Below are 12,199 nucleotides of genomic sequence, written 5' to 3' on the forward strand. Positions count from 1 at the left end.
GTGTTCGCCAGCCAGGATGATTGTTCTTGGAAAGCGGCGTCAAAACCGCAAGAATGGGCGTTTCGTCGTGCGCATCATTCGCACCGCTGACGATCACTGGCGGAGGAAGCACATTGAATCAGCTAAAACGCCTTCAGAGCGGAATTCAAGGACTGGATGAGCTGCTGAAGGGCGGGTTTGTCGCCGGGTCTTCTTACATCATTCAGGGGCGCCCGGGCTCCGGCAAAACCATTCTGGCGAACCAGATCGGCTTCAATCACGCCCGCGACGGCGGACGCGTGCTGTTCGCCACGTTGCTGGCCGAGCCCCATGAGCGTCTGTTCCAGTTCCTGTCGACGTTGAGTTTTTTCGACAAGGACAAGATCGGCGATCAGATCCAGTTCGTCAGTGCCTTCGACACCATGGAAAACGACGGCCTGGACGAAGTGGTCAAGCTGCTGCGTCGTGAGATCGTCCGGCAGAAATCCACCGTGATGATTCTCGACGGACTGCTCAACGCCCGCTCCAGGGCGGATTCGCCGCTCAACACCAAGCGTTTCATTTCCGAATTGCAGGGCCACGCCGCGTTTGCCGGTTGCACAGTGTTTTTCCTGACCAGTTCGCAACTGGACGACGGCAGCCCTGAGCACACCATGGTCGATGGCGTGATCGAACTGGGCGAAGAGCTGGTCGGTACCAAATCAATTCGCCGAATCAAGATGCGCAAGACCCGTGGCAGCGGCGCGATTCCCGGTTCCCACGAGTGTGAAATCACTGAAGACGGGCTGGTGGTCTATCCGCGTCTGGAGAGCACGGTCACCCACTCGGCGATGCGCGACAGCGATCAGTGCAGCCTGATCCCCAGCGGGCTCACGGGGCTGGACCCGTTGATCGGCGGCGGGCTGGTGGCGTCTTCGGTCACGCTGTTGATGGGGCCGTCGGGCGCTGGCAAGACCTCGATCGGCATTGGCTTTCTTGGCCAATCGACCGTCGAGGAACCCGGACTGCATTTCGGCTTCTATGAATCGCCGCAACGCCTGCGCATGAAAGCCGCGGCGCTGGGGGTGGATCTAGCCAGACTGGAGCAAGAAGGCGCGCTGTCGATCATGTGGAATTCCAGCACCACCGAGCTGGTCGACAAGTTGGCGCTCAATTTGTTGCGAGTCGTCGAAGAGAAGTCCATCAAGCGGGTGTTCCTCGACAGCCTGGGCGGCATGTCCCGTGCCGCGGCCGACAAGACACGCATGCTGGACCTGTACACCGCGTTGATGAGCGAGTTGCGCGCACGTAATGTCACCGTCATAGCGTCCTGGGAAGTGCGCAGTTTGTTAGGTGGCGAAATCGACGCCCCAGCGCCCGATCTGTCGGGCATCGTCGACAATCTTCTGGTGCTGCGTTTCGTTGAGGAACCGGCTGAACTTAAACGCCAGCTGTCCATTCTTAAAGTCAGGGACAACCCCTACAATCCAGCATTACTGGAGATCGTTTTCGGTGATCAGGGTCTTGACGTAAAAAAGGTTCACTTCCATGCCCTTGGCGATACCAACCACGTGTAATGCTCGCGGTCGCGATCTCGCTCCTGGCTGGTCGAGCGGACCGAGGGCGTTATGACCACGATATTGATTGTCGACGACGAATACCTGATCGCCGACGTACTGAGCTTCGCGCTCGAGGACGAGGGTTACCTGACCGTGACCGCAGGCAGCGGCAAGCGCGCATTAAGCATTCTCGATCGGGAAAAGCCGCAGTTGATCATCACCGATTACATGATGCCAGGCATGAACGGCATTGAATTCGCCGAAGCGGTGCGGGCTCACCGATCGATGCAAGGGGTGCCGATCATGCTGATGAGCGGCGCCCAGGCACATCTGGGCATGGCGCGCCCGGATCTGTTCGTGCAGGTGTTCGACAAGCCGTTCGATATCCACGCGGTGGTGTCGAAGGTCAAATCCTTGCTCAAACCTGACGACACATGAAGGCCCTGGGGCAAATTAGCCGAAGCCTGTGATCCTCATCGGTTCATAATGCGCGAACGCCACCTTCTTCGGCTCGAGGCAAATCATGCAGCAACCCGCACCACCATCAGGATTGCTCTCCCAGGAAGACCGCTACCGGTTGCTGGTCGACGCGGTTATTGACTATGCCATCTACATGCTCGACACCACTGGCATCATTTGCAGCTGGAACTCCGGTGCGCGGCGGATCAAGCAATACGAGGAAGCGGAAATCCTCGGTCGTTCATTTTCGCTTTTCTATACCGAAGAAGATCGCCGGGCGGGATTGCCTGCCAAGGCCCTGGAAATGGCCGCTACCATGGGGCGCTTCGAAGGCGAAAGCTGGCGGGTCCGAAAGGATGGCACGCGGTTCTGGGCGCTGGTGGTCATCGACCCCATACACGCCAGCGACGGCACGCTCATCGGCTTCGCCAAAGTCACCCGCGACCTGACTGAGCGTCGCATGGCGCAGGAAGCCCTGCGCCGCAGCGAGCAGCAGTTCAGCCTGTTGGTGCAGGGGGTGACCGACTATGCCCTGTACATGCTCGACCCCGCTGGCATCATCACCACCTGGAACGCCGGCGCGCAGCGAATCAAGGGCTATACGCCCGACGAAATCATCGGTCAGCATTTCTCCCTGTTCTTCGAAGCGGCCGATGCCGAAGCCGGAGTGCCGCAGCGGGCGCTGGAAGTCGCCGAGCGAGAAGGGCGCTTCGAAGGCCAGGGCTGGCGAGTGCGCAAGGACGGATCACGATTCCTGGTGCACGTGGTCATCGACCCGATCCGCGACAACGCAGGCGACATCATCGGGTTTGCAAAGATCACCCGGGACGTGACCGATTCGGTCCAGGCCCAGGCGGCGCTGAAAGAGGCAAGGGAAGCGCTGTACCAATCGCAGAAAATGGAATCCATCGGGCAGCTCACTGGCGGCATCGCCCACGACTTCAACAACCTGTTGACGGTGATTCTCGGCAGCCTGGGCATCGTCAAAAAACGCATGGTCGGGGACTCGAAAACGGCTTCCCTGCTGGACAATGCCATCGCTGCCGCTCATCGCGGCTCGTCCTTGACCCAGCGCATGCTGGCCTTCGCCCGCCGTCAGGAGTTGGACCCGCAACCGGTCGATGTCGGCCTGTTGATCAGGGGCATGTCCGAACTACTGGGTAGCTCGCTGGGTTCCAATATTACCGTGGAGACCCGTTTCCCCTTGATGCTGCGCCAGGTGTTCGTCGACGCCGGACAGGTGGAAATGGCGATCATGAACCTGATGATCAATGCCCGGGACGCCATGCCGGAGGGCGGCAACATCGTGGTTTCGGCCAAAGAAGCGTTGTTCTCGCGTTCCGGCGTGGCCTCGGAGCAGGAGAAATTTATCTGCATCTCGGTCACGGATGCGGGCAGCGGAATGGACGAGGCCACCTTGCAGCGGGCGATGGAGCCGTTCTTCACCACCAAGGGCCTGGGCAAGGGCACAGGGTTGGGCCTGTCGATGATTCATGGGCTGGCGGAACAGTCCGGCGGCAAGCTGGTGCTCAAGAGTGAGCCTGGCCAGGGCACGACCGCGGAGCTGTGGCTGCCGATATCGACGGCGGTGGCCGAGCGCTCAATGTCCGGTGAAGAACAGGGTTGTGCCGCATCCGTCAAGCCGAGACAGCTCAAGGTACTGATCGTTGACGACGATCCGCTGGTGCTGCTCAGCACCCGGGCCATGATCGAGGATCTGGGCCACCGAGCGCAGGCCGCCTGCGACGGCGACGAAGCCCTGGCCCTGATTCGTGAGCACAACGATTTCGATCTGGTCATCACCGATTACGCCATGCCGAGCATGTCCGGCTCCGAGTTGGCCAAACATATAGCGCGTCTGCGCCCGGCACTGCCGATCATCATCTCGTCGGGCTTTACCGACGCGCCATCCTTCGCCACCCTGCGCCTGCCCCGACTGCCCAAGCCGTTCAACCAGACGGAACTGGAACGGGCAATGGCGTTGATCGGATCCTGATCAATGGATTCGTGATCCATTTTCAGATGAGGTGCGGAGTCGTCCGGGGCGACGCATCGCGAATGAATTGGCAAACAGAACTCCTGCCTGACGCGACTAACGCAGCACGATGATCTTGGACACCAGATCAGCACTGTTTCTGGCCTGCAGTTTTTTCATCAGCCGGGCGCGGTGCACTTCGACCGTGCGATGGGAAATGCAGAGCTTGCGCGCCACTTCCTTGCACGTAAGGCCGTTGACGATGTGCGCGGAAATCTCGCGCTCCCTTGGGGTCAGGTTGACGGTCGGACGGAATGCACGGTCCATGCGCTCGAAATGCCAGACCATCAGCTCAAAGGGTTGCTCGGGCGTGAGCGTATAACCGTTGGCGCGGGCCCAGAACACTTCGCCACTGCGGTGCTGCATGAAACGCTCATCGCAATAGGCACCGTTGTGGGCGTTGCGCAACCAGCTCAGGCTGCGCTCGCCAATGGCCTGATAGTCCGCCTGCGAGGGGTAGAGTTTGAGGATCAACTGTTCGGCGAGGTCTTCACGGTCATATCCGAACAGCTCGAGGAAGGCGTCATTGAAGTCCAGCATTCGACGATTGCCAGTGATCACCTGAGGTGCCGGGGATACCTGGAACGCAAGTCGCTCCAGATCCTGTAGCTGATCCGATTCGTCCTTCATCGTCCTGTCTCGCTGTTTTCTTGTTTTGGGTGCGACCAGTATCGGCCGGTCCGACTACTCATCCATATACGTAGTTATACGAACTGGCGAGCGTGGTTTGTCGTGGGCCATTGTAAGGAACGCCTGTTCATAAGGAGAAAACAAAAATGGCCAATGACTCCGTATCCATCGTCGCTGCCGGCCACACGCAGTTTGGGCGCCTGAGCGAGACGACGCTTGAGGACCTGATCGTGCAGGTCACTCGCCAGGCGCTGCAGGATGCCGCGATTGACGCCGCCGAGATCGACGCGATCTTCCTCGGGCATTTCAATTCGGGGCTGGTCGCCGATGGCTTTCCCGCCTCGCTGGTACTCCAGGCCGACCCGGCCCTGCGCTTCAAACCCGCGACTCGCTGCGAAAACGCCTGTGCCTCCGGTTCGGCCGCGGTGCAGGCAGGCATCAACGCGATCCTCTCCGGGGCTGCCGAGCTGGTGTTGGTGGTCGGGGCGGAAAAGATGACTTCCAACTCCACGGCCCAGGTGACCAAGGCGCTGGCCGGTGCCGGTTATCAGAATGACCCGGAAGAGGCCAGCTTGAGCTTTCCGCAATTATTCGGCCTTGCCGCCGGGCAGTATCAGGAGCGCTACCAGAGTCCCTTATCAACCATGGCCGCCATTGCCGCGAAGAATCACGCCAATGCGATGAGCAACCCCTTGGCGCAGATGCACAAGGCGATGACGTTCGAGCATTGCAACGCCGTGTCAGAGAGCAACCCGTTGATCGCTGCACCCTTGCGCTTGAATGACTGTTCGCTGATCAGCGATGGCGCGGCGGCGATCGTCCTTGCCTCGTCGAAACGCGCCCGGCAGTTTCGCCGGGAAGTGCAGATCCGCGGCACCAGTCAGGTCAACGATGTGCTGCCTATCGTCCAGCGCGACATCCTGGCGTTCGAAGGCCCGCAGCGGGCGATCGTCACGGCGTTGCGCAAGGCAGGCACGACTCTGGCCGATATCGATTTTGCCGAGGTGCATGACTGTTTCACCATCGCCGAATTGCTGATTTACGAGGCCATGGGACTCACGCCCAGAGGCGAAGGTCATCGCGCGGTGGACGAAGGCATCGTGCAAGCGGGGGGGCGTCTGCCAGTGAATCTCTCGGGCGGGCTCAAGGCCAAGGGGCACCCAGTGGGCGCAACCGGGGTTTCGATGCACGCATTGGCGTTTCATCAACTGACCGGCGATCCCATTGGGGTTGCTGCGCCTGACGCCGAATTTGGCCTGCTGTTCAACATGGGCGGCATGGCCGTCGCCAACTACGCCACCGTATTGCAAGCGCGGAGGGCTTGAGGATGAATATCGCCAATTGGCTGAATGAAGCGGCGCGCCGCTGGCCCGAGCGTCCGGCGTTGTTCCGGGGCGAGGTGGAAGTGGCCGACTACGCAGGATTTGCCCGGCGTGCCAGGCTTCGAGCCGCGCAGCTCAGGGCGGTGCACGGCGTTGAGGCAGGCGACCGTGTCGGGTTGTTCATGAAGAACTGCTGCGAATACCTGGAGCTGTTCTATGCGATCTGGTGGATCGGCGCGGTGGCAGTGCCGATCAACTGTAAGCTGCACGCCAGTGAGGCCGGCTGGATCGTCGAGAACGCCCAGGCGCGCTTGATCTTCACCGATGACGGGCAGGTGTTCCCCCCCGGTGAACTGCCCGAAGAATGCCTTGAGCTGGCGGCGTTCGGCGACTTCGCTTCGGCGTCCCTGCAGGCCGATTCGCGCGAACTGGCCGATCCGCTGTCGCGTAGCGCCGGTGACCTGGCCTGGCTGTTCTACACCTCTGGCACCACCGGGCGCTCCAAGGGCGTGATGTTGTCTCACGGCAACCTGATGGCCATGTCGCTGTGTTACCCGCTGGACGTCGATCAGGTCAACGCTGAGGATGCCGTGGTCTATGCCGCGCCGATGTCCCATGGCGCCGGGTTGTACAACTTCATCCACGTGCGGTGTGGCGCGCGGCATGTGGTGCCCGACTCTCGCGGGTTCAAGGCGGCCGAGCTGTTCGAGCTGGCCCGTGGTCTCAAGCAGGTTTCGCTGTTCGCCGCGCCGACGATGGTCAAGCGCATGGTCGAAGAAGCCCGGCGCCAGGGTTATTCCGGCGAGGGCCTCAAGAGTGTGATCTATGGCGGCGCGCCGATGTACGTCGCCGATCTGCGCGAGGCCGTGGAGGTGTTCGGGGCGCGTCTGATCCAGATCTACGGTCAGGGTGAGAGCCCGATGACCGTCACCGCCCTGGGGCGCGCCGCCATCGCCGACCGCCAAAGCCCGCAGTGGGAGCGTCTGGTCGCGTCGGTGGGCATGGCGCAATCCTGCGTGGAAATCAAAGTGGTCGATGCCCAGCGACAGACCGTCCCCACAGGCCAGGCCGGAGAGATCGCCGTGCGCGGGGCAACGGTGATGCAAGGTTACTGGCGCAACGACGCAGCGACTCGCGAAACGCTGGTCGATGGCTGGTTGTTCACCGGCGACATCGGCTATCTGGACCCGGACGGCTGCCTGACCCTGACCGATCGCTCCAAGGACGTGATCATTTCAGGGGGCAGCAATGTGTACCCCCGTGAAGTCGAAGAAGTCCTCGCCACCCATCCTGGGGTATTCGAAGTCTGTGTGGTCGGTGAAGCCGATGCGGAGTGGGGTGAGTCGGTGGTGGCGTTCGTGGTGGCGCGGGAAGAAAGCACCGTGGATCAGAACGCCCTGAACAGCTGGTTCGTTTCGCGCATGGCCTCCTTCAAGAAACCGAAAAAGTACGTGTTCTGCGCCGAGCTTCCCAAGAACAGCTACGGCAAGGTGCTCAAGACCGATCTGCGAACGTGGCTAAAGGAGCGCAGCACAGCAACTGCGTGAAAAAACGATTCTTCACCTGCTGGTTTTCCTTGAATAACAACAAAATACGGGAATACGAACATGGCAACTCAACTGCAAAATCCTGGGCGTCAGCGTCGTCGCGCCTTTATCGGGGCCATCTCCGGCCACCTGATCGAGTGGTATGACTATGGCGTCTACGGCTTCCTGGCGGTGTATATCGGCCAGGCGTTTTTCGTCTCTGACAACCCCACCACGAGCCTGCTCAGCAGCTTTGCCGCGTTTGCCCTGAGCTTCTTCATCCGGCCGTTGGGCGGGCTGTTCTTCGGTCCATTGGCCGACAAGATCGGGCGGCGCAAAACCCTGGTCACCGTGCTGGTGATGATGGCCGGCTCGACCTTTCTGCTTGGGTTTCTACCGACCTACGCGACCATCGGACTGGCTGCGCCAGTACTGCTGATCCTGATCCGCTGCTTGCAGGGCTTTTCCGCGGGTGGAGAGATCGGCACCATCACCAGCTTTATTTCCGAATATGCAGGGCCCGGCCGGCGCGGCTTCTCGACCTGCTGGCTGATGGTCACCGCCGTATTGGGGTTGCTGCTGGGCGGCGCTGTGGCCAATGGCATGACTTGGGCGCTGGGCGCCGATGTGATGCAGTCCTGGGGCTGGCGCATTCCGTTCATGATTGCAGGCCCCATGGGACTGATCTCCATGTACATCCGCCTGAAGCTGGAAGACAGCCCTGAATTTCTCGCCCTGCAAAAGGCAGGTGAAACCTCCAAGGCACCGCTGCGTGAAGTCTGGCAGTGGAAGCGGGCGATTGCGCTGGTGTTCTTCATCATCACGCTGCACAGCTCGATCTTCTATCTGGTGCTGACCTTCGCCTCGACCTACATGTCGCGCCTTCTCAAGTTCGACAGTGGCACCACGCTGTTCTACGTGTTCATCGCCAGCCTGGCCGCGGCTTTCGTGATGCCGCTGGGTGGGGCGTTTACCGACCGTTACGGCCGTAAACCGTTTCTGATGGTGGTCGGCGTGCTGGCGACACTGGCGATGTACTGGTTCTTCAAATCCGCCCCGACCGCGACGCCGGCCTCGTTCTTCTGGCCGCTGATGGCGGTGGCGATCCTCTTCGGCCTGTACGCTTCGTCGACCTACGCCACCATGAGCGAGCTGCTGCCGACGCGCATCCGCTCCACCGGCATTGCCGTGGCCTACAACATTCCGGTCGCGGTGTTTGGCGGCAGTGCGCCGTTGATTTCGACCTGGCTAATCCAGCAGACCGGCGATATCAGCTCGCCCTGGTATTTCTATATCGGCACGGGGGTTGCGTCGCTGATTGCGCTGACGGTGTTGCGCCAGGAGGACTTCGTTGCCTGTACAGGTGCTGCGCAGGTTCCAGCGGTGCCGGTGGGGCGTGTGGTTACCGAGCAGGTTGCAGCGTCGGGCAGTCAGGTTTAAGGCTCGTCTGGCGACTGCATTCGCGCTCTCGGGGGAGGACGTTACCCCTGTCACAGCATGGCTTGCCAAAGACAGCGGTCTTCAAATCGCCGCTGCCGCCAAGCCGTACTGCGACAGGATCGGTGTCTGTACATTCCCACGGAAAGCAAGGTCCGAGGCTGGAACCCCCTACCGGTTGAAGCGCTCTGCCAGGCTATGAAGATATTGCGCCATCTGCTCCAGCTCGCGGCTTATGTTCGAACCTTGCTGGGCCTGGCCTGCGCTTTGATCGCACAGTTGGGCGATGCGGTTGATCTGCTGGTTAATGCTTTCCGCGACGTGGGTCTGTTGCTCTGATGCCGAGGCCATTTGCTGACTCATGCCGGTGATCCGCGACACCGCCTGACTGATGCCGCTCAAGGCGTGCTGGACCGCCTCGACACTGGCCACGCTTTCCTGGGACATCGCCTGCCCACGCGTGGCGGTGGCGACCGCGCGGCTGGCGCCTTCACGCAGCTCACCGATGATGCCCTGGATCTGTTCGGTCGAGGTCTGGGTGCGCGATGCCAGCGAGCGCACCTCATCGGCCACCACGGCAAAACCTCGGCCCTGCTCACCGGCACGCGCCGCCTCGATCGCTGCGTTGAGCGCCAACAGATTGGTCTGCTGGGCGATGGAATTGATGACATCGACGACGCTGCCGATCGATTGCGTGGCAGTGGCCAACTCACCCACGGCCTGACCGATTTCCGACACCGCATTGGCCATGTGCCGAATCGCCAGCAGACTGTCGTCCGCCAGGCCTCGACCTTCTTGCGCCAGGGTATCGGCCTCAAGGGCCGCATGCGCGGTGTTCTGAACGTTGTGGGTGACTTCCTGGATGCTCGCCGCCATCTGCGTAATCGCCGTGGCCGATTGATCGGTTTCATTGCGTTGCTGGTCAAGTGCTTGGGCCTGCAGCAGCGACAGGCTGGCGGACTGTCCCGCACGCAATTTGACGCTTTCGCCGGCATCTACCAGGCGGGTCAGCGCCGTCTGCAGGCGCGCTTCTTCGCTGAGCAAGGCCAGGTCAAGGCGCGCCTGAGGGCCTCGGTTGTCGCTGTAGGTCAGTGCGATCAGCGGGTCGGTGAAAGCTTTGGGATGGTCGTTGAGCAGGGCCTTGAGGGTCTGGTTCTGACGCCATTCCAGCAGCGCGCTCAGGGCGATCAGAGTCAGCAGCATCACCACCAGCACGGCGTGATCGTTCAGCAGGTAATTGCACACGCCGAGCACCACTGCGGCGATGATCAGGGGTAACTGACGCGCCAGATGGTAGCGCGCCGTACTGAGCGGCGAGACCGCCGGTTTACCCACGCGCAGTCGCGCGTACAGGGCCTCGGCCCGGCGCACCTGATGCCGGCTGGGCAGCGAGCGTACGGATTCGAAGCCGGCGATCTTGCCCTGTTCGTAGATCGGTGTGACATAGGCGCTGACCCAATAGAAATCGCCGTTCTTGCTGCGATTCTTGACCACACCCATCCAGGGCTTGCCCTGCTTGATGGTCTCCCACATATGGGCGAACACCGAGGGCGGCATGTCCGGGTGGCGTACGAGATTGTGTGGCTGGCCGATCAGCTCCTCGCGGGTGAAACCGCTGAGAGTGACGAAGGCGTCATTGCAGTAGGTGATGTGGCTGCTCAGGTCCGTCGTGGAGATCAGGCGCTCATCGGCGGAGAAGGTTCGTTCCTGCTGTGTGACCGGCATGTTCAAACGCATAAGGCCGTTTCATCCTTGATATCGCGGGACGGGTTAATTGCCAGTAGGTGTACCACAACATTGCCGGAGGCCGAACGGCAGATGCCCGGCAATGGGAAATCGTTCCCAAAAACCGGGCGCCATGGAGCATCGCGGTCAGTTGCCGTCGGCGACCTTGCGCTCGATTTCCGCGGTTTTGCGTTCCAGTTCCTCGGCCTCCTGCTCTTTGGTGCGAATGGACGTGGGCGTGATGACCTCATCCACGCCGCGGGTGTCATTGTCACGGTCCTCGAGATCACGCTCGACCACGTTGACCGGTTTGCCGGAAGCATCGGTGGGCGGCGCGTTGAAAGGGCGGTTGGACGACTCGGGGGTGCTGCGGTTGTCGTTGCTCATGTCGATATCCTCGGGTGGCTTGTTGATTGGATGCCAGGGCCTGAGACGAGTTCGAGAAATTTGCGGGCAAGCGAGCAGCGCTGAATGGCGGGCATAAAAAAGCCCGCTGGGGAAGACGGGCTTAAAGAGGATCAAAAGGAGTAAGTGCAGACTGAACCCCCTGGCGTGAACATTTCGTGAAAACGGTTTTATGACTGATTCCTATTTATAAAAAGGCGACGGACGGTCTACTGCTGACTGGGCTCACTGAGGCTCAGGGGTCGAATGCACCGGCTTGTGCCAGAGCGCTGGATCAGCGCTCTTGACCCATTCCACTGCATTCTCGTTATGCCTCAGCGCGGCGTGGCGGGCGGCAGGGCGGGCGCTCGCGCAACGGCGTCAGTTCATTCCCGAGCACCCGCTTCCAGGCACGTGAACGTCTGCCTCTATATGTCACGTGGCCGTATAGGTCGGGGCGCCTAAACGTGCTCTAATCACCTCCACTCAAACAGGGGAACGGCCAACGCTTTGTCTGTGCTGACAGGCACCTGCGGCACGTTCCTCGATACCCTCAGGTTTTTCGCAAAGGGCTGTCATGGATACGGGGTCACGACTCAAGTTGGTGCGGGAAAGCTACAAGATGTCCCAGCGAGAGCTGGCCAGACGCAGCGGTGTCGCCAATGGCACGATCTCGTTGATTGAGTTGAATCGCGTCAGCCCCTCGGTCAGCTCGCTGAAAAAACTGCTGGAAGGGTTTCCCATGACCCTGGCGGATTTCTTCTCCTTCGACCAGCCGCCCCAAGAGCAACGCTACGTGTTCCGCGCCGGTGAACAGCCGGACCTGGGCCGAGACGGACTGCGCCTGTTGCTGATCGGCGCATCGGTGCCGAGCCGCCAGATGCGCATGTTGCGTGAGCAATACGCTCCCGGCGCCGGTTCCGGTGACGAGCCCATCGTTCACGCGCAAGGCGAGGAGTGCGGACTTGTCACACGCGGCACCATCGAGCTGACGGTGGACGGGCAGATCAGCATCCTCAATGCTGGCGACGGCTACTACTTCCCGACCACGCTGCCCCACGGTTTTCGCAACATCGGGCAAGACGAGGCCGAGATCATCAGCGCCAATACGCCTGCCAACTTCTAAGAACCCTACTCGGGCGCCGTGAGTGCTGTAGCGGCAGG

The 12,199-nt window shown here is 61.1% G+C and carries 10 protein-coding genes; 7 read left to right on the forward strand and 3 right to left on the reverse strand.

The window, feature by feature from the left end; genetic code table 11:
• Nucleotides 1-113 precede the first annotated feature (113 nt).
• The 3 genes from CE491_RS20835 to CE491_RS20845 all read left to right on the forward strand — a co-directional run bounded on the left by CE491_RS20835 (nucleotide 114) and on the right by CE491_RS20845 (nucleotide 3,972).
• Nucleotides 114-1,535 carry an ATPase domain-containing protein gene (locus tag CE491_RS20835; RefSeq protein WP_110950231.1) on the forward strand — a complete coding sequence of 474 codons (1,422 nt, stop codon included), beginning with the start codon at nucleotides 114-116 and terminating at the stop codon, nucleotides 1,533-1,535.
• Nucleotides 1,536-1,586: 51 nt separating this feature from the next.
• The gene (locus tag CE491_RS20840) at nucleotides 1,587-1,955 is read left to right on the forward strand and encodes a response regulator (RefSeq protein WP_110950232.1); all 369 of its coding nucleotides are present in this window, start codon (nucleotides 1,587-1,589) and stop codon (nucleotides 1,953-1,955) included.
• 85 nt (nucleotides 1,956-2,040) lie between these two features.
• Entirely contained in the window at nucleotides 2,041-3,972 is a 1,932-nt protein-coding gene (locus CE491_RS20845) for a hybrid sensor histidine kinase/response regulator (protein ID WP_110950233.1), read from the forward strand.
• Nucleotides 3,973-4,068: 96 nt separating this feature from the next.
• On the opposite strand, the gene CE491_RS20850 is transcribed toward CE491_RS20845, so the two are convergent.
• The gene (locus tag CE491_RS20850; protein WP_110950234.1) at nucleotides 4,069-4,641 is read right to left on the reverse strand and encodes a PAS and helix-turn-helix domain-containing protein; all 573 of its coding nucleotides are present in this window, start codon (nucleotides 4,639-4,641) and stop codon (nucleotides 4,069-4,071) included.
• Nucleotides 4,642-4,787: 146 nt separating this feature from the next.
• On the opposite strand from CE491_RS20850, the gene CE491_RS20855 reads away from it, so the two are divergent.
• From CE491_RS20855 to CE491_RS20865, 3 genes are read left to right on the forward strand one after another with little or no spacing between them, the layout of a single operon-like run.
• The gene (locus CE491_RS20855) at nucleotides 4,788-5,966 is read left to right on the forward strand and encodes a thiolase domain-containing protein (RefSeq protein WP_110950235.1); all 1,179 of its coding nucleotides are present in this window, start codon (nucleotides 4,788-4,790) and stop codon (nucleotides 5,964-5,966) included.
• 2 nt (nucleotides 5,967-5,968) lie between these two features.
• The gene (locus CE491_RS20860) at nucleotides 5,969-7,510 is read left to right on the forward strand and encodes a class I adenylate-forming enzyme family protein (protein ID WP_110950236.1); all 1,542 of its coding nucleotides are present in this window, start codon (nucleotides 5,969-5,971) and stop codon (nucleotides 7,508-7,510) included.
• A 60-nt stretch (nucleotides 7,511-7,570) separates the two neighbouring features.
• A complete protein-coding gene (locus CE491_RS20865) occupies nucleotides 7,571-8,929 on the forward strand; it encodes an MFS transporter (protein ID WP_110950237.1) in 1,359 nt (452 codons plus the stop codon).
• A 168-nt stretch (nucleotides 8,930-9,097) separates the two neighbouring features.
• Here the strand turns inward: CE491_RS20865 and CE491_RS20870 are convergent, their stop codons facing one another.
• Nucleotides 9,098-10,606 (reverse strand): methyl-accepting chemotaxis protein, encoded by a 1,509-nt coding sequence (locus CE491_RS20870; RefSeq protein ID WP_456107155.1) that lies wholly within the window; start codon nucleotides 10,604-10,606, stop codon nucleotides 9,098-9,100.
• A 192-nt stretch (nucleotides 10,607-10,798) separates the two neighbouring features.
• Nucleotides 10,799-11,038 carry a hypothetical protein gene (locus CE491_RS20875; RefSeq protein WP_110950239.1) on the reverse strand — a complete coding sequence of 80 codons (240 nt, stop codon included), beginning with the start codon at nucleotides 11,036-11,038 and terminating at the stop codon, nucleotides 10,799-10,801.
• A 574-nt stretch (nucleotides 11,039-11,612) separates the two neighbouring features.
• On the opposite strand from CE491_RS20875, the gene CE491_RS20880 reads away from it, so the two are divergent.
• On the forward strand, nucleotides 11,613-12,161 hold the full coding sequence (locus tag CE491_RS20880) for a cupin domain-containing protein (protein ID WP_110950240.1): 549 nt from the start codon (nucleotides 11,613-11,615) through the stop codon (nucleotides 12,159-12,161).
• Nucleotides 12,162-12,199 lie beyond the last annotated feature (38 nt).

This window comes from Pseudomonas bohemica (assembly GCF_002934685.1).
Taxonomy (GTDB): Bacteria; Pseudomonadota; Gammaproteobacteria; order Pseudomonadales; family Pseudomonadaceae; genus Aquipseudomonas; species Aquipseudomonas bohemica.